Below are 13,543 nucleotides of genomic sequence, written 5' to 3'. Positions count from 1 at the left end.
CACCGAAGTGAGGCTCTATAAGCTGCTGACGTTGTTGTCACTCTTATCACAATATCAGCTATTTTACGATCGTAAAGCAATTTAATGAATTATCTCTACATATTTATCCATTTCCAAAGTGACATCCAACCACATCAACATTCCATCAATTTGCCCCTCTGCTTTCTGTAATTTTTTACCGATGTGAGTGTCAGAGCATTTGTGCTTTTTAGCCAGCTGAATGAATGTCATACCAAACAGATAATAATCGAGTATCAGGTCATGCATTTCGCTATCTTTTTTATTTAGCTTAGCTATGCACTCAGAGATGATCATTGCATCATCTTCACAACACTGGTCTCGTGACTTCACCTTACTTGGAATTAAACTACTGAATCCAGCCGCCACAGAGTACCATTGCACTGACTCTGTATTATCCGCTGCCCAAGCCCCCCACCGCTCTAACACTTGTTGAATATCGCGCATTGTTCACCTCGTGTTAATTTGCGAGCTTTTGCAGTCAGCTTCGGGTTTAATGTATTCAGCATTTGAAACGGCACTATCTAATTCTTTGGCGAGACTGGAAGTGCCATTCACTCTTGTTTTATATATTGTCATTAGGCGACCATTGATAACTACATGACCTTCAGCGTTAACATCTTTCGAGTATTTTTTTACCGTCGCTCGATAGCATCCTAGATATCTAGAAACTTCTGCCATATTTCCATACGTTTTGATGAGTAATTCTGGAATGGTTGTTATCTCAGCCAGCATCTTTCAGCTCCTTTAGTTTCTTCCTAAAAACCTCTTTGATGGTTTTGCATTCATCAACAGTCCACTTGTGGCGCTCATGATCACACTCGATAGACTCAACGGCTTGATGCCCTATTCGATTAATAAGCTCTACGCGATACGGAACTAGATTCCCAGACTTGTGCTGATTACAAACAACACATTGCCGATGGATATTGCGCTCATCGAATCTCAGTTGTGGAGCCGCAGCGGTAGTCCGATAATGACCGGCATCCCACTGAGCAGATTGAAACGTTCCGCATGATATGCATGGCAAATCACGGTCTCTTTCTCTGATATATGCGTTGACGGCTTGTTGTGCTTGTTTAATCCAATAACTGCGGGGTTTTACTGCTAACTTGCGGGCTTTGAGTTTATCGCGGGCTTTTACTTCTTTTTGCTTCTGTTCTTTCTTGAGTTTGGCTTCTAGTTTTTCTCTCTCCTTACTTCGTCGCTTGATTGCTAATTCTGCTCCATGTTCTGGGCTACACCACTCTATATTTTCGTACTTGGGATGAAACCACTCTCTACATATTTTACAGCGCCGTCGCCTTTGGTTAGCCATACATAAACCCCATCGCTAAAGTAACAATCGAAAAGAATAGAATTACGTGTCGGGTTCTAATCTTAGATGGCTTATCTAGCCCTAAATATCGTTTTACCCATTCAGGGTTTTCTTTAAGTGCTTTGCGTAATGATTCCTTGCTCACTTTCTCGCCCTCCGCTTCTTGGCTGCTCGGTTTATCTTTGCGTGACCTGTGATGCGCTTAGTTGATGTGGGGTAACTGTACCAACTGCGACTATGGTTGATAGCCCATAAGGCGTTCTGTGATGCTAGTGACGCCATAGCGATTGCCATTTTTGATATGATGTTCATCTCTCTTGCTGCTCCTTGAGTTTCTGTTTGTCACCTATACGTTGCGCCCACTCCAGCTCTCTCTTTGCGTCATCAGTGAATTTCACGCCATTTTGTGAACCGAACCAGTGAGCACATTCGATAACATCAGCTATCTGCTTTACTCGCATTTTGCTAGTACGTTCACCGAAGTAGACAATACCGCCGCCTAACCCGACAGCCGACCGTTGAGTACCACCATTGACCTGTTTATTCAGTACGGTGATTAAGTCCTTCCAATCCTCTTTATCGTACCGCTGGCCATGCCACATAACCTGCTCAGACAAATCAGTAAGAGTTGCCCACATGCGGTCATTTTGTGCTTTGGTTCGTTTAGGTTCGGAGAGTTTGACTTCGTATGGCTTGGCTGAATCTATTGGTAGGTTTTGTATTACTTCGATGACGTTCTGTCTGATGTTTTTACTACTGAGATAGTATGTCTTTAGTGACATTTAACCTCCTGCTCATTTTCCCTGTGACACGTTGTTGAAGTTTCTGCAATTACAGTTAGGGCATACTAAAACAACACAGTCATTTTTCTGTATTTTCTTAAGCTCTTTTAGTTCTGATACTTTGCGACAACGGCGACACTTTAATTTATCACTCACTGTTAGCTCTCCTGTTCCATGCTGCTATGGCTGATTGACGGCTCGTGTCGGTCACTTCAATTAATCCTTTAACCTTGCAGTCATGAACAACTGTTACCAAATACGGCTTGGTTTTATCGACCTGAAACCTGATAAACTCTGGTATCTCTCCGCATTCAGGGCATTTCTTGAGTTCATTCATCATTCACCCTCTGGCATTGGTGGGAGAGGCATCCAGAATTCGAAATCGTCGTAAAATACTGAATTGCTTCCATCTGCATTACTTATATAAACAACCGGACTCTCGTCTAAGTCACCCGCTTCATACTCACCTACATACATAACGCCTTCACTTACGAACAAAATAAAATCGCCATTCTCTGGTTGCTTACTGCTATGTTTAACCCAATTAGTTACCTGCATTCTGACCTCCAGATTTTCTGAATATTAGGTTTTTCCTGATATATGACGTAGCGGCACTCCAAGCTCGATATCGCTTATCAATTTCTTCATGCTTGTAAACAGTGCCGCCAAGCATGTTTTTATTGCGTTGCATGACCATATACTCAACCGTGTGCCCCATTTCTTTCGCGCACCATTCTTCAAACTCTGTTGGATTAGTTCCCTGCATTAGATGCCTCCCCTTAACTTGTTAAGTTCCAGCCTAAACAACTTTTTAGCTACTCTCATGCAGCGATAAGGCTTGAAAAAGTGTCGGTTATAATCTTTCGTTTGCTTGATGTATTTGCGCTTTCTTCTGGTCGCTTCGTCAGTGTAAGCCCAGTTCAGCTCTGTTAACGTTGTTCCTTTCATCACTCAATCCTTTAATTTAATGCTCTACATTCAAACCCGACTGAAACATTGAAATGAGTCTCTGCCTCAAAAACAAAACCAATTGCATTTTTACCCCAGTTTAATTTTCGTGTTTTCCTTTCCATTTCATTCGCTTTGCGTCTTGCTGTTGCTAAATCAACTGAGACTTGGTTGAAATTTTCATCAAGAAATGGAGCGCTATTAACAAAAAGTGGCTTGCGTTCTTTCATCAAAGCCTCAGTTTCAGTTTCTAGCCTAGGAAAATCATCCAAATTCAAACTAACTTCCCATCCATGAAGCGCCTGTCTTTTGGTGACTTTTATTTTCTGCTCCAAGCGTGTTTTTTCGTTGTAGTGAAGAAGTTGATAGGTTTTGACTTTCTTGTCGTCATCCTTTTGGTATGCGACGAGCTCCATTTTTGTTTGCCGCGTTTTCATCTAGAAGTCCTCTTGTTGGTCGCACTTGCAACCTCTGTTATCAATGCCCCAAGGAAATAAAGTATCTAGCTCAGTAAACCAACTTTTGCATTTGTCACAATAAAACACTTCCCACGGCATTCCGTGCTCAGAAAGCCATTCAGTAACTTTTGGGGTGATTTGTATTGGTGGGATGCAAGAAACATCGAAGTTTTTAATTTCCAGTTCTCGCTGTAGTGATTCTATTTCTAATCGTTGGTTTGATATTTTAATTCTTGAGATAACCCTTTCGGTTTTTAGCTCCCTGTTTTCATCAGTTAGCTGCTTGCACTTGGTGAATAAATTTTCTTTTTCCATCTCATCTAGAAGTCCTTATGATTTGGTGTGTTAGGCTGCTTGCTTACGTGATCGGTAACTATCCCAGGTGAAAGCCAATGTACAACCGCCACCGTCACTCATACGGTCAATGACCCGTTCGCCGATGAACGCGCCTAGTTCTTCCCTGGTTTGGTTACTGATTAGAATGGTTGGTTTCATTCGCTCATACCTGGTGTTGATGATTTCAAACAAGATCAGCTTTTCAGCTTCAGACCCGAATTGAACGCCTACTTCGTCGATTATCAGCAAATCAGGGTTGGTATAAATTCGAATAACATCTGACTCCGTTTCGGTCGCGTTTTTACTCCAGGTTGATTTGAACTTTCTGGCAATCCGTAATGCGGTTGTGAATAGTGCGGAATCCTGGTGTTGCTCAATCACGTGTCGGGCAATAGCCAGGGCTAGATGATTTTTACCAGTTCCAGGCTTGCCACACATAACCAAACCGCCACCCTGCCGTAGTCTATCCGTCCACTTGTTTGCATACGCCTTGCAAACACTTAGGTTTCTAGCTGCATCCTGGTTAACTGGCTCGTAATTATCCAGGGTGCATGGAATAAAACGTTCAGGGATATTTAGTTCAGCCAGGAGCTTTTCGATAAGGCGCTTTTTGCCACGCTCGTCACTTTGCTGCTTTTCAGCCCTTAATTTTTCTAGCTCTTCAAGCAGGCATTTAGGGCATGGTGATGGTCTGGATGCGAGTTTTAATCCACTTGTGCTTACTCGCTTTCTAGCCTGGTATGCTCCATGAGTTTCACATTCAATATCCAGGTAATGAATTTCTGTGTTTGGTATTTCAGCAGGTTGTTTATCAATCTCTGCCAGGTGCTTTTCGATTTCTTGAATTCTTTCTGTCAGGTTCATAATTTAATTCACCCATGTTGGCATATCCGTTTGTCCATAATCCTTGGATCCAAAGTTCTCACTGGCTACTCGCTTGTTAGGCGTCCAGGTAGGTTTGGCGTTTTTGTTCTGGTAGTTCAGCTTCGCGCTTGCTGTGCTAAACCAGTTCTTAGGTTTGTCCTTCTCGAACTCCAGGTCTAAACGTGTTAACTCTGCAACCAGGTCGATATTTGGAAATAATCCATTCCAGGTATCGAAGTCTTTTTGATTGAGTCGAATAACCTGTCCCTCGAATGCATATTTTTTTGCTATCGGTTGAACATTGTCTGACGATTTTTTTTCATCACCAGGACAAGCCGTTTTTTCGGCTTGGGTGTTATAGGGAATCAGGTTAAGGGAATCAGGAATCAGGTTAAGGGAATCAGCAGGGATAGTTTGATTCTCTTCTTGTTCTTGTACTGTACTTGTATAGTGCTTTTCTGGTGCTTCTTTAATATCAGTAGGTTGCGTGACTTGTTCTGGTATTTCACTAGCCGCTTCTTTCATGTGAGGGTTCTGGTGTTTCTTCCAGTTATTAATCTGGATAAACTCATTCCCATCTACTGCATATCTAGTGATAAAGTTTTTGCCATGTAATTGAGCGAGTAATTTGTCACAATCCGCATCGTCATAAGGCAAAACCATAGCTTTAATTTTGCGTGGTTTATCTTCTAGTCGACCTTCACGATCGGCAACTGTCCATAAGCCTACAAAAAGAATACGAGCCAATGGCTCGCACTCTGCTAAATCATCATTAGTGAAAAAGCCTGGCTTAATATTTCTTGCTCTGGCCATTAGAAAGGTACCTCCGTTATTTTTGCTAAATCAGGGTATTTCTTTTCCCATTCTTCCCGCTGCTGACCAATGTAGCTCTGGATCAACAAGGCCGAGCCATTGGTAAAGTAAAGGGAATGTGACTCGCTGAATTTTTTCTGGCAGAGATGCGCAGCAAGCCTTATCAATCTCTCTGCGGTAGCCAACTTGTTTCCAAGAACACTGATACCTATAGAATCAAATAATTCGTCAAGTCTTAGCTCGTTCAATGACTCTGTGCATATAATGTCAAAGGTATCCGCTAAATCCTCAACCTTGTCTCCAGTTAAGGCGAGGCAAACCTCTGAGCATATCTCTGTGATATCTTCCAGGTCGCACTTAAAGAACTCTCTAGATTCGTTTATTCTGAAGTTCGATAAGTGCTTATGAATAAAAGCTTCATTTTCTGCTGGAGAGTCAGAATAGAAAGAAGCTTCTATTCGGAATTTATCTGGAACGCCTGTAGCTGATGAAAGCTCTTTAGCTCTGTTTTCAGGTGATGTAGTTGTCATTCCCACTTTATATATGCCAGGCATATACTCATTACTAAGAACATAAACCCAACCTTCAGTTCTGAAGCTATCGGGTAGATCAGCTGTTTTATGAATATCTCTACAAACATCCATCTCACCCAGGTGTCCTATACCCATTATTCTCGACCTCCATATCGATTTGTTGTGTAATTAATATTCATGTATAATTACTCCCGTGAATGATTTACTAATGCGCCTCGATTGCTCCAACAATTGGGGCGTTTTCTTTTGTTCTCATCAAAGAAAGCTCTCCGATTTGCTTCCACAAAAAGCGATATTCCTCTTCTGATATTTTTCTCTCACCTTCCAGCACAAAATCTTTAATCCCCGAAGCTGCAAGCGTTTCGCATAGCTCAGGAAATTTGTCAGTTCTGCGTAGAATTGTTGAGTCATGCACACCTAATGTTTTTGCCACTACAGACTGAGACTTAGCTCTCAATGCTTGTAATGCCGTAGCGATTAGATGATTTGATACGAATTGATTGAAGTTTTTGCGTGTTGTTGCGTAGTCCATAATTTAATATTCCATATTATTGATACAGTTAGTCCGTTGCTCACGATCCTGTGAGTTAAGTTTTCTCCCGTTTGCAAGGAGAGCGGATAAGATGTTAAAGAACGAGTAAATCTATGCTGCTTTAGGCGGAAAAATGTCATCGATAGTGACGTTAATCCCATTATTGTTAAAAAAGCTAACTAGCTGTCTGCATACTTCAAGGTCTGCTTTACGTCTGCCATTTTCATAATGGCTAATGTTTCCTTTTGTGCAGCCTAGCTCTTTAGCTAAATCTGTCTGTGTAAGCCCAAGCTTTTTTCTATATCGGCTTATGTAATTCATCTGAACCTCCTTATTGTTCATTACGAGAGTATACATAAAGTATCCGTAATTTCAATATAAAAGTATACATATTGTCTGTCTACATTTATGTATACATATCGTATTATTGGGTTATGAAAATGAAATGGTATGAACTAGCCAAGTCCCTTATGAAAGATAAGGGCATTACATACGATCATCTGGCTGAGCATTTTTCAGTATCGAAAGGTGCCGTTGGGCATTGGATGACAGGTAAGAGGGAGCCAGCATTTAGCGAAATAGCTGGGATACTTGCATATATTGGCATCAACAATCCTACAATAAATCAAGATGGCACTATCAGTGTTGATGAAGATTCTATCTGTAGAACTGAGCCGACATACCTTTACCCTTTGCTCTCGAAGGTGCAAGCCGGTTCATTTACCGAAAATAGCAATTCATACACAGAGAGTGATGCCATTGCATGGATACCAACAGCCAAAAAAGCAAGCGATAGCGCATTTTGGTTGGAGGTTGAAGGTCACTCAATGACAGCCAAGCAAGGTGGACGCCCAAGCTTCCCTGAAGGAATGCTGATACTTGTTGATCCAGAGCAAGATGTTGAGTTTGGCGATTTTTGCGTTGCTCGTTTACTAAATGACGAGTTTACATTTAAGAAGCTTATCCGCGAAGGTCTAGATGAGTACTTAGCCCCATTAAATGACGACTATAAGCTGATCCCAATTAATGGCAACTGCCAGATTATCGGAAAGGTGGTTAAGTCTCAGTGGCCTGACGACACATTCTAAGGATGAAAATGAGATTCTTACATTGGGCTCGAAATAACAAAGTTAAGTTTTTGGTTTCGATGGTTGTCGCTTTTGAGAGTGTTAACTATCTAGTGGCCTGACGACACGTTTTAGGGTGTGATATTTTTTATAGGGATAGCAAATGATACCAAAACCAATAGCAGACGAACTTCAAGATGAGCTTACCTCTTTCATTTCTGAAGGCGTTATAATGGATAGGTTCACTCTAAAAAAATACTTAGACAAGGCCGCAGATATTCCAGAATATGACATAAGGCATATGATTAATGGGCTTTCTTATGCAGCAAGCGGTTTGTTTGATAAAGCAAACGAATCATTTAGAGTTGCCTTGCAATCAAATAATTCTAGGGTTCAGAGAAATTATTTTGCTTACCTAAATACAACAAAGCAGGTAAAGAAATACATTGAAGAATCATATAAGATAATCGGCAGGATAACGGCTCCAGTTATACATATTGTTTCTGTGAATTCTGCAATTTTTTTTGGTGATGTTGAGGCTGCAAAGTCTGAGCTTGACGCTCTGTTAAAAAGCAGGCCATTGCAGAATTTCAATTATGAACATATAATCAGCCAATATGATTACTTCTCACACAATTTTGGTGACTTTATGTCCATTGGGAAAATGACGAAAAATGATTTCGAATGGATGAATAGCCAAATACTAGAAGTATGTGAAAAGCTAAAGGCTATTCCACTATCCACCCAACACTACATAGATAAAGAATGCAATGAAATTGCATTCATAACAACTATAGCCACTAAAGACCCTGAGCTTTTAGCTAATCTAGATTTTGAACTAGCCATGATGATTTCTGAGAATGACTCTTTTTTGGAGAGGGGCATTACAGGATGGTTTAAACCACATAGTGGAGTTGGGGTGGCATCATTATGAGTATAAAACCGTCTGATTTTCTTGATTTTGCTGAAAGCGTTTTAATTAATAATAACGAGATAAGCAATAGAAATGCTGTATCTCGATCTTATTACTCACTGTATCACTCGGTTTGCTCCGAGCTTAAGCACTGTCCTCCAACGTCACATAGCGGGGTTATTTCTTACTTAAGAAGTAGAAATGAAAACAAAAGTGAAGATTTAGATCAATCCACCATGCTTAAACTCGCAGCTCTTTTAGAGCAAACTAAAAAACAAAGAGTTGTTGCTGATTATGATTTAGAGCACAACATTGACGAAACAGATGCCAAATCAACTATAATTTTAGTAAAAAAAGGCTTATCCCTATTCTAAATTAAAAAATCATTTATACCCAGCCCTCCCCGCGAGGGCTTTTTTGTGCCCTATCCACCCATCAAATCTATAGCTATCCCGTATATCACAATTGACTGCTTATTCCGTTCACTTTCTCTTTGTTCTTTTAGTATTGCAGATATGCGCTCACCAGTAATGTTATGCTTTGATTCGTTCAGCAGCATTACAGCTCTGCCAACCACTTGACATACACGCATGTAGATTACATCTTGCTCAGTATCCATAATATTACCTCAGTGTGTTTTATACACAGTAACACCTCGGATTAGGTATACCCACATAAGATTTGTATGTTTTTGCCTACTTAACATCTTTGTCCAGAAAATCAATAGCATCATTCAACACTGTTATGTACTTAGCATCATCTGTTGCTGATATTCTTTCAGCCAACTCATTTTTTAATGTCGATTTAAATACAATCATATTGCCAGTAAGCAACTTAACAGTTGCATGACCTATCTCACACATAATGTTATTCAAGCTATTTGCTGCCATGCTCTGCATCTCCATTTAATCTGCTCAAAAATGAGATAAATTCACACGATTTTATCTACGCATAACCTGAATCATAGCAATTGCTTCATTAAGAATGGATTTTCTTACAGAGTTCATTTCACCCATGCTTTCACATACAACCCATCAAATATCCCGTATCCATCAACTTTGCTGCCTATCGATATCAACTCAACCGTCATTATGCCTATCTCAGATAAAATCAATCTCGTTCTATCATTATATGTATTCATAAGTCCCCCAATGTGTGTTTTTTAGACAGTACTGTGTAAGTTTCGTTCTATTTAGTGTGATTTCCCTCGCAAGATAAATTATTTTTGAAAATAAATTACCTGAAAATACAAATAGTTGACACCATTATGCAAACAAAGTCTACAATTTGTATTTACAATCATCTACGAATCGTATGCATTTAACTCCATCGAAGGCAAGCAACATGAAATATACGCCTTATGCTCTTTAATAATTTAGCTTCCTCCTTGCAAACGGGAGGCCAAAGTGAAGTTAGCTTTGGGATCGGTGAATGCGCAGGCTGATGCGCTACAGCCAGCGGTCAGCACCTAGCTTAGGGCTAGGATGGGTAGCCGCCGAGTAGGAGCTCAGCACCTACCACCAATCACCAAAGTTAACTAACTGAGGATTTTATTATGAACTCAAGACAGCGTTACAAATTACGCAGGAAAGAGAAGCGCATGGAACAGCGCAAAGAAGAATCACGGAAGGTTAATTCATTCGATGTTATGGCGCAGATAATCGTTGAGTTGAAGAAGCTCAAACCAGCACTAGACACACGCAAGCAACCACGGCTACGCAAGCCAATTATGAGTGATGGAAGTGTTACGGCACGTTAAATAGGAGATAGAAAATGAAATTTGAAGACCTACCAGAAAACATACAGATAATTGCAGCATCAACATTATCTGAAATCATGAAAGCAAGCTGTATATCTAAAGAGCTAGCAGAAGATTTAGCCAGCTCTGTAAAGAGAGCATTTATTGCCCTGTACGAAAGTAATTAAGACTCACTTAGCTTTTTAAAGTGATTACTCAGCGCCGTAAAGGTGTGAATAAGAGCGTTTTCATTATTCTGAATACCAGCACCAAAAGCAGGCCCTGTCTTTCCAGCTCTAATCATTTCAATTAAAAGCTGCTGAGCAGCCTGTTCAGGGTTTTTCTTTGGATCAATCACATCTGACATAAAACATTCCTTATTTTGACTGTGGAATAACCAATATATCAATTTTCCTTGACTGTGGAAAGGAAGGAAACCACCTCGCCTGACGTGGTTAAAAGCAGGCACAGTTAACTAATTACAGTCCATTCTGTGGGCTGTGGTGAGGTAGCTTTTTTGACAGCACGACAATAAGCCAAAGGCGATAAATCGGTCTCGCCATAGATGTAAGTACCGTTTGAATCGGAGGATTTATGTAACAAGAAAATCGGATAGACCGCAGCCGCATATCGGCAAAGGTTAGGTAGTGACTAACCCCTGAATAGCATGATCGCTAGCCTGTGTAGCGACGGGTCAAGGTTCCTATATTACAAATAGCTCTGGTAAAGCAGCGTACAAGCCAAATACGCACCAGTTATTAGCGGCGATTGAGCGGCATGAACTCAAGGGCATGAGCGCGTCCACTGCGAGAGTGTGGATTATCAATAGGTTGGTGAGTTGATTAATAGATAGGAGATAGAGATGGATATTACGATTTTGTGCTCATCTGCTGATTGCAGTTCAGGGGTTGGAATAATGGAGGTAAAGGTCATCGATGTGGCTGATATTTCAATTCCAGAAGAATACCAAAATGAAGTGCTCAGAACCGCTATTAGTGAAGAAAATATAATTAAATACCTTAAAAGTCAGGGTTATTTAGTTACTTGTTAATAACGGAGGGAGTATGACAATAACACTGAAAATATATAAAAACTCGCCAGAGCACAGGGAGTACATGAACGCAAGATTCCCGAAAGATAGACGTCACCATTCTTGCTCAAATGAAACCTTCGAATTCAAAGGTCATCGCTGGAAATACCAAGTAACCAGTTTCGATGATAACGGCGACTATGATTTGCTGTGGCGTCCAGATGGTAAAGAACCTGAGTTGATGGCAAGTGATGCGACTATCAGAGATTATTTCGCGAAAGCGGCTATGCAATCATTAATTACGCATTTTGATTATGGATGCATTGGATTCGATGAGCGTTACATGAATGAGTTTGCCAAAGAAGCATATCAAATAGCAGATGCAATGTTAAAGGCTAGGGGGTGATATATGGGAAAAATGACATTCGTAGTTGAGTATGAGGATGGCAAGGAGCCGCTTTTAAAAGAAAGTGTGGAAGCATTTGGTGGAAAATTACTTTTAGTTAGCTTCAATGATTACAGAGATGGGAAACTAACACAGAGTGAAGTTAGTGCAATAAATCACGCAATGGACTTCAGTAAGTTAAAGGATACATGCAAATACTTTGAAGTGAACTATGACGTAGTTGTAGCTAAGCTTTAGGTGGTGGTGATATGGAATTTAGAGGAACGCCAGCGCCTTGGCTTATTGAAGAGCGCGACATCAAAGGAAAATGGGATGATAAGTATTTTGATATCCAAACTATGGAGATAGATAGTTGTGAATATATGTATTTACTTGATTCAACAGTTGTTGGATATGAACAATCACTAGCCAACGCCCATCTAATCGCAGCAGCACCAGAGTTATTAGAGGCTTTGATTGAGCTAACGGAAAGCGCAAAAGAGGCTATTGATGGCCTAGGTGACTTATCGGACGCAATAGACACAGCCAAAGCAGCAATCGCAAAAGCCCTCGGTCAGCAGTAACCCACCACTTAATCATTCATATCGCTATTAATAGTGAGGAATACGCACATAAGGAACATAGGAAATGGCAAATGAATTAGTCGTAATTGAGAAATCTAAGGCGCTTGATGTTTTTAAATCATCAAATAGCGTCGAAGATATTATTAGCAAAATTGAGAGCGAGGTTAACTCATTTGTTAATGATGTTAATACTGACAAGGGTCGAAAAGAAATCAAGTCTCTCGCGTACAGGGTTGCGCAGTCGAAAACTTATCTCGATGGGCTTGGAAAAGACTTAGTCGCAGAGCTGAAGGAAATCCCTAAGCTTATAGATGCCAACCGAAAGACAGTGCGCGACCGACTTGACGCTCTACGCGATAAAGTTCGCCAGCCACTTACCGAATGGGAGGCTGAGCAAGATAGAATAAAAGCAGAACAGCAAATGTTAGCGTGGCACGAAGAAGCGCTAGAAATGAATGCGGCATTCGATAAGGCACTTGCTGAGCGTATCGAGTCAGACCATGAAATCGCCCTGCTCATGAATGAGAAATTCGACCGTGATTTAGCAGAGGCTAAAGCGGAAGCAGAACGCCAACGTATTGCACACGAAGAAGAACTGAAGAAACAAGCAGCAGAGCAAGCAAGGTTAGAAGCCGAACGAAAAGCACAGCAAGAAATCGAAGCAGCAGCACAGCGCGAACGTGAAGCAAAAGAGGCACAAGAGCGTGCAGAGCGTGAAAAGCAGGAAGCTATTCAACGTGCAGAGCAAGAAGCGAAAGAAGCTAAGGAAAAGGCCGAGCGTGATGCTAAAGAAGCTCAGGAGAGAGCCGAACGCGAGAAACAATTAGCTATCGAAGCTGAGCGCAAAAGAGCCCTTGAAGCTGAGCAATCGCGATTAGCAGAAGAAGAACGCAAGCGTAAGGAAGATGCGAAGCGTCAAGAAGATAAAGAACATCGTCGTGTATTTAATCAAGAGGCATTGAAAGCCTTAGTCAGTAACGGATTTGATGAAAAATTAGCGACTGAATTTATTAAGTTAGTTGCAAGTAACCAAATCCCCCACATGACAATGAATTACTAATTCCCACCGCACCAACACCAGAACCTAAATAACAATCGCTATCAATCGATAAGTGAGGGATTTCTTATGCCAAAAATTAACGAATTAAAACGTCAGGAACTCAGCTATCGACTGAATAGCGAGAGCTTCAAGGATGAAGTTAAAAGCAAAATTAAGTGGGATTG

General features: G+C 40.8%; 30 protein-coding genes. 10 read left to right on the top strand and 20 right to left on the bottom strand.

What is annotated here, in order from left to right; all coding sequences use genetic code 11:
• Window positions 1-81 precede the first annotated feature (81 nt).
• From PSF27_RS01060 to PSF27_RS00990, 16 genes are all read right to left on the bottom strand, one after another.
• Window positions 82-465 (bottom strand): antiterminator Q family protein, encoded by a 384-nt coding sequence (locus PSF27_RS01060; protein ID WP_272680702.1) that lies wholly within the window; start codon window positions 463-465, stop codon window positions 82-84.
• A gap of 3 nt (window positions 466-468) precedes the next feature.
• On the bottom strand, window positions 469-753 hold the full coding sequence (locus PSF27_RS01055) for a hypothetical protein (RefSeq protein ID WP_272680701.1): 285 nt from the start codon (window positions 751-753) through the stop codon (window positions 469-471).
• The gene (locus PSF27_RS01050; RefSeq protein ID WP_272680700.1) at window positions 743-1,336 is read right to left on the bottom strand and encodes a recombination protein NinG; all 594 of its coding nucleotides are present in this window, start codon (window positions 1,334-1,336) and stop codon (window positions 743-745) included. Before PSF27_RS01050 ends, PSF27_RS01055 begins: the two co-directional genes overlap by 11 nt.
• A complete protein-coding gene (locus tag PSF27_RS01045; protein ID WP_272680699.1) occupies window positions 1,329-1,481 on the bottom strand; it encodes a hypothetical protein in 153 nt (50 codons plus the stop codon). Before PSF27_RS01045 ends, PSF27_RS01050 begins: the two co-directional genes overlap by 8 nt.
• Window positions 1,482-1,644: 163 nt before the next feature.
• On the bottom strand, window positions 1,645-2,118 hold the full coding sequence (locus PSF27_RS01040; RefSeq protein ID WP_272680698.1) for a recombination protein NinB: 474 nt from the start codon (window positions 2,116-2,118) through the stop codon (window positions 1,645-1,647).
• A 148-nt stretch (window positions 2,119-2,266) separates the two neighbouring features.
• Window positions 2,267-2,455 (bottom strand): Lar family restriction alleviation protein, encoded by a 189-nt coding sequence (locus tag PSF27_RS21180; RefSeq protein WP_442958935.1) that lies wholly within the window; start codon window positions 2,453-2,455, stop codon window positions 2,267-2,269.
• A complete protein-coding gene (locus PSF27_RS20955; RefSeq protein ID WP_272680697.1) occupies window positions 2,455-2,676 on the bottom strand; it encodes a hypothetical protein in 222 nt (73 codons plus the stop codon). The genes PSF27_RS21180 and PSF27_RS20955 overlap by 1 nt, the downstream gene beginning before the upstream one ends.
• Complete coding sequence (locus tag PSF27_RS01030) at window positions 2,663-2,884, bottom strand: hypothetical protein (protein WP_272680696.1); 222 nt, start codon at window positions 2,882-2,884, stop codon at window positions 2,663-2,665. Before PSF27_RS01030 ends, PSF27_RS20955 begins: the two co-directional genes overlap by 14 nt.
• Window positions 2,884-3,066: a hypothetical protein gene (locus tag PSF27_RS01025; RefSeq protein ID WP_272680695.1), complete on the bottom strand. Its 183-nt coding sequence runs from the start codon at window positions 3,064-3,066 to the stop codon at window positions 2,884-2,886. Before PSF27_RS01025 ends, PSF27_RS01030 begins: the two co-directional genes overlap by 1 nt.
• Window positions 3,067-3,077: 11 nt before the next feature.
• Complete coding sequence (locus PSF27_RS01020) at window positions 3,078-3,503, bottom strand: hypothetical protein (protein WP_272680694.1); 426 nt, start codon at window positions 3,501-3,503, stop codon at window positions 3,078-3,080.
• Entirely contained in the window at window positions 3,504-3,839 is a 336-nt protein-coding gene (locus PSF27_RS01015) for a hypothetical protein (RefSeq protein WP_272680693.1), read from the bottom strand.
• Window positions 3,840-3,869: 30 nt separating this feature from the next.
• Entirely contained in the window at window positions 3,870-4,724 is an 855-nt protein-coding gene (locus PSF27_RS01010; RefSeq protein WP_144141449.1) for an ATP-binding protein, read from the bottom strand.
• A gap of 3 nt (window positions 4,725-4,727) precedes the next feature.
• Window positions 4,728-5,537: a hypothetical protein gene (locus tag PSF27_RS01005; RefSeq protein WP_272680692.1), complete on the bottom strand. Its 810-nt coding sequence runs from the start codon at window positions 5,535-5,537 to the stop codon at window positions 4,728-4,730.
• A complete protein-coding gene (locus PSF27_RS01000) occupies window positions 5,537-6,205 on the bottom strand; it encodes a GIY-YIG nuclease family protein (RefSeq protein ID WP_272680691.1) in 669 nt (222 codons plus the stop codon). The genes PSF27_RS01005 and PSF27_RS01000 overlap by 1 nt, the downstream gene beginning before the upstream one ends.
• A gap of 70 nt (window positions 6,206-6,275) precedes the next feature.
• Window positions 6,276-6,602: a hypothetical protein gene (locus PSF27_RS00995; protein WP_211885063.1), complete on the bottom strand. Its 327-nt coding sequence runs from the start codon at window positions 6,600-6,602 to the stop codon at window positions 6,276-6,278.
• 111 nt (window positions 6,603-6,713) lie between these two features.
• Entirely contained in the window at window positions 6,714-6,944 is a 231-nt protein-coding gene (locus PSF27_RS00990; RefSeq protein WP_316927703.1) for a helix-turn-helix transcriptional regulator, read from the bottom strand.
• Window positions 6,945-7,042: 98 nt separating this feature from the next.
• Between PSF27_RS00990 and PSF27_RS00985 the strand changes: the two genes are divergently transcribed.
• From PSF27_RS00985 to PSF27_RS00975, 3 genes are all read left to right on the top strand, one after another.
• Complete coding sequence (locus tag PSF27_RS00985; RefSeq protein ID WP_272680690.1) at window positions 7,043-7,690, top strand: LexA family protein; 648 nt, start codon at window positions 7,043-7,045, stop codon at window positions 7,688-7,690.
• Between the two features lie 142 nt (window positions 7,691-7,832).
• Entirely contained in the window at window positions 7,833-8,603 is a 771-nt protein-coding gene (locus PSF27_RS00980) for a hypothetical protein (RefSeq protein WP_166687324.1), read from the top strand.
• A complete protein-coding gene (locus PSF27_RS00975; RefSeq protein WP_272680689.1) occupies window positions 8,600-8,956 on the top strand; it encodes a hypothetical protein in 357 nt (118 codons plus the stop codon). Before PSF27_RS00980 ends, PSF27_RS00975 begins: the two co-directional genes overlap by 4 nt.
• 50 nt (window positions 8,957-9,006) lie before the next feature.
• On the opposite strand, the gene PSF27_RS00970 is transcribed toward PSF27_RS00975, so the two are convergent.
• The 3 genes from PSF27_RS00970 to PSF27_RS00960 form a co-directional block, all read right to left on the bottom strand.
• Window positions 9,007-9,201: a hypothetical protein gene (locus tag PSF27_RS00970; protein ID WP_272680688.1), complete on the bottom strand. Its 195-nt coding sequence runs from the start codon at window positions 9,199-9,201 to the stop codon at window positions 9,007-9,009.
• Window positions 9,202-9,277: 76 nt separating this feature from the next.
• Window positions 9,278-9,472 carry a hypothetical protein gene (locus PSF27_RS00965; RefSeq protein WP_272680687.1) on the bottom strand — a complete coding sequence of 65 codons (195 nt, stop codon included), beginning with the start codon at window positions 9,470-9,472 and terminating at the stop codon, window positions 9,278-9,280.
• A gap of 113 nt (window positions 9,473-9,585) precedes the next feature.
• Window positions 9,586-9,723, bottom strand: a complete 138-nt coding sequence (locus tag PSF27_RS00960; RefSeq protein WP_272680686.1) for a hypothetical protein — start codon at window positions 9,721-9,723, stop codon at window positions 9,586-9,588.
• Window positions 9,724-10,137: 414 nt separating this feature from the next.
• Here PSF27_RS00960 and PSF27_RS00955 point away from each other — a divergent pair, with 414 nt between their 5' ends.
• Together PSF27_RS00955 and PSF27_RS00950 are read left to right on the top strand one after the other, a co-directional pair.
• Window positions 10,138-10,341 carry a hypothetical protein gene (locus tag PSF27_RS00955; protein WP_272680685.1) on the top strand — a complete coding sequence of 68 codons (204 nt, stop codon included), beginning with the start codon at window positions 10,138-10,140 and terminating at the stop codon, window positions 10,339-10,341.
• A 14-nt stretch (window positions 10,342-10,355) separates the two neighbouring features.
• Window positions 10,356-10,508, top strand: a complete 153-nt coding sequence (locus PSF27_RS00950) for a hypothetical protein (RefSeq protein WP_161787559.1) — start codon at window positions 10,356-10,358, stop codon at window positions 10,506-10,508.
• Here the strand turns inward: PSF27_RS00950 and PSF27_RS00945 are convergent.
• Window positions 10,505-10,687, bottom strand: coding sequence for a hypothetical protein (locus PSF27_RS00945; RefSeq protein ID WP_136134176.1), 183 nt, complete (start codon window positions 10,685-10,687; stop codon window positions 10,505-10,507). The two genes, PSF27_RS00950 and PSF27_RS00945, sit on opposite strands and share 4 nt — an antisense overlap.
• A 495-nt stretch (window positions 10,688-11,182) precedes the next feature.
• Here PSF27_RS00945 and PSF27_RS00940 point away from each other — a divergent pair, with 495 nt between their 5' ends.
• The 5 genes from PSF27_RS00940 to PSF27_RS00920 all read left to right on the top strand — a co-directional run bounded on the left by PSF27_RS00940 (window position 11,183) and on the right by PSF27_RS00920 (window position 13,379).
• Complete coding sequence (locus tag PSF27_RS00940) at window positions 11,183-11,371, top strand: hypothetical protein (protein WP_088206662.1); 189 nt, start codon at window positions 11,183-11,185, stop codon at window positions 11,369-11,371.
• A gap of 64 nt (window positions 11,372-11,435) precedes the next feature.
• Window positions 11,436-11,756, top strand: a complete 321-nt coding sequence (locus PSF27_RS20950) for a hypothetical protein (RefSeq protein ID WP_272680684.1) — start codon at window positions 11,436-11,438, stop codon at window positions 11,754-11,756.
• A 3-nt stretch (window positions 11,757-11,759) separates the two neighbouring features.
• Window positions 11,760-11,993, top strand: a complete 234-nt coding sequence (locus PSF27_RS20945) for a hypothetical protein (RefSeq protein WP_221078513.1) — start codon at window positions 11,760-11,762, stop codon at window positions 11,991-11,993.
• 11 nt (window positions 11,994-12,004) lie between these two features.
• Window positions 12,005-12,319: a hypothetical protein gene (locus PSF27_RS00925; protein WP_272680683.1), complete on the top strand. Its 315-nt coding sequence runs from the start codon at window positions 12,005-12,007 to the stop codon at window positions 12,317-12,319.
• Between the two features lie 64 nt (window positions 12,320-12,383).
• Window positions 12,384-13,379 carry a cell envelope biogenesis protein TolA gene (locus tag PSF27_RS00920; protein WP_272680682.1) on the top strand — a complete coding sequence of 332 codons (996 nt, stop codon included), beginning with the start codon at window positions 12,384-12,386 and terminating at the stop codon, window positions 13,377-13,379.
• The last annotated feature ends 164 nt before the right edge of the window (window positions 13,380-13,543 follow it).

The organism is Providencia sp. PROV129 (assembly GCF_028482245.1).
Classification (GTDB): Bacteria; Pseudomonadota; Gammaproteobacteria; order Enterobacterales; family Enterobacteriaceae; genus Providencia; species Providencia vermicola.
The sequence above is the reverse complement of the archived record's forward strand: the minus strand, read 5'-3'. Positions and strand labels throughout refer to the sequence as shown.

What these genes read in the sequence shown, in the direction of transcription:
- PSF27_RS01060 (WP_272680702.1), bottom strand. Translation starts at nt 465, where the DNA reads ATGCGCGATATTCAACAAGTGTTAGAGCGGTGGGGGGCTTGGGCAGCG.
- PSF27_RS01055 (WP_272680701.1), bottom strand. Translation starts at nt 753, where the DNA reads ATGCTGGCTGAGATAACAACCATTCCAGAATTACTCATCAAAACGTAT.
- PSF27_RS01050 (WP_272680700.1), bottom strand. Translation starts at nt 1,336, where the DNA reads ATGGCTAACCAAAGGCGACGGCGCTGTAAAATATGTAGAGAGTGGTTT.
- PSF27_RS01040 (WP_272680698.1), bottom strand. Translation starts at nt 2,118, where the DNA reads ATGTCACTAAAGACATACTATCTCAGTAGTAAAAACATCAGACAGAAC.
- PSF27_RS21180 (WP_442958935.1), bottom strand. Translation starts at nt 2,455, where the DNA reads ATGAATGAACTCAAGAAATGCCCTGAATGCGGAGAGATACCAGAGTTT.
- PSF27_RS20955 (WP_272680697.1), bottom strand. Translation starts at nt 2,676, where the DNA reads ATGCAGGTAACTAATTGGGTTAAACATAGCAGTAAGCAACCAGAGAAT.
- PSF27_RS01030 (WP_272680696.1), bottom strand. Translation starts at nt 2,884, where the DNA reads ATGCAGGGAACTAATCCAACAGAGTTTGAAGAATGGTGCGCGAAAGAA.
- PSF27_RS01025 (WP_272680695.1), bottom strand. Translation starts at nt 3,066, where the DNA reads ATGAAAGGAACAACGTTAACAGAGCTGAACTGGGCTTACACTGACGAA.
- PSF27_RS01020 (WP_272680694.1), bottom strand. Translation starts at nt 3,503, where the DNA reads ATGAAAACGCGGCAAACAAAAATGGAGCTCGTCGCATACCAAAAGGAT.
- PSF27_RS01015 (WP_272680693.1), bottom strand. Translation starts at nt 3,839, where the DNA reads ATGGAAAAAGAAAATTTATTCACCAAGTGCAAGCAGCTAACTGATGAA.
- PSF27_RS01010 (WP_144141449.1), bottom strand. Translation starts at nt 4,724, where the DNA reads ATGAACCTGACAGAAAGAATTCAAGAAATCGAAAAGCACCTGGCAGAG.
- PSF27_RS01005 (WP_272680692.1), bottom strand. Translation starts at nt 5,537, where the DNA reads ATGGCCAGAGCAAGAAATATTAAGCCAGGCTTTTTCACTAATGATGAT.
- PSF27_RS01000 (WP_272680691.1), bottom strand. Translation starts at nt 6,205, where the DNA reads ATGGGTATAGGACACCTGGGTGAGATGGATGTTTGTAGAGATATTCAT.
- PSF27_RS00995 (WP_211885063.1), bottom strand. Translation starts at nt 6,602, where the DNA reads ATGGACTACGCAACAACACGCAAAAACTTCAATCAATTCGTATCAAAT.
- PSF27_RS00990 (WP_316927703.1), bottom strand. Translation starts at nt 6,944, where the DNA reads ATGAACAATAAGGAGGTTCAGATGAATTACATAAGCCGATATAGAAAA.
- PSF27_RS00985 (WP_272680690.1), top strand. Translation starts at nt 7,043, where the DNA reads ATGAAATGGTATGAACTAGCCAAGTCCCTTATGAAAGATAAGGGCATT.
- PSF27_RS00980 (WP_166687324.1), top strand. Translation starts at nt 7,833, where the DNA reads ATGATACCAAAACCAATAGCAGACGAACTTCAAGATGAGCTTACCTCT.
- PSF27_RS00975 (WP_272680689.1), top strand. Translation starts at nt 8,600, where the DNA reads ATGAGTATAAAACCGTCTGATTTTCTTGATTTTGCTGAAAGCGTTTTA.
- PSF27_RS00970 (WP_272680688.1), bottom strand. Translation starts at nt 9,201, where the DNA reads ATGGATACTGAGCAAGATGTAATCTACATGCGTGTATGTCAAGTGGTT.
- PSF27_RS00965 (WP_272680687.1), bottom strand. Translation starts at nt 9,472, where the DNA reads ATGGCAGCAAATAGCTTGAATAACATTATGTGTGAGATAGGTCATGCA.
- PSF27_RS00960 (WP_272680686.1), bottom strand. Translation starts at nt 9,723, where the DNA reads ATGAATACATATAATGATAGAACGAGATTGATTTTATCTGAGATAGGC.
- PSF27_RS00955 (WP_272680685.1), top strand. Translation starts at nt 10,138, where the DNA reads ATGAACTCAAGACAGCGTTACAAATTACGCAGGAAAGAGAAGCGCATG.
- PSF27_RS00950 (WP_161787559.1), top strand. Translation starts at nt 10,356, where the DNA reads ATGAAATTTGAAGACCTACCAGAAAACATACAGATAATTGCAGCATCA.
- PSF27_RS00945 (WP_136134176.1), bottom strand. Translation starts at nt 10,687, where the DNA reads ATGTCAGATGTGATTGATCCAAAGAAAAACCCTGAACAGGCTGCTCAG.
- PSF27_RS00940 (WP_088206662.1), top strand. Translation starts at nt 11,183, where the DNA reads ATGGATATTACGATTTTGTGCTCATCTGCTGATTGCAGTTCAGGGGTT.
- PSF27_RS20950 (WP_272680684.1), top strand. Translation starts at nt 11,436, where the DNA reads ATGAACGCAAGATTCCCGAAAGATAGACGTCACCATTCTTGCTCAAAT.
- PSF27_RS20945 (WP_221078513.1), top strand. Translation starts at nt 11,760, where the DNA reads ATGGGAAAAATGACATTCGTAGTTGAGTATGAGGATGGCAAGGAGCCG.
- PSF27_RS00925 (WP_272680683.1), top strand. Translation starts at nt 12,005, where the DNA reads ATGGAATTTAGAGGAACGCCAGCGCCTTGGCTTATTGAAGAGCGCGAC.
- PSF27_RS00920 (WP_272680682.1), top strand. Translation starts at nt 12,384, where the DNA reads ATGGCAAATGAATTAGTCGTAATTGAGAAATCTAAGGCGCTTGATGTT.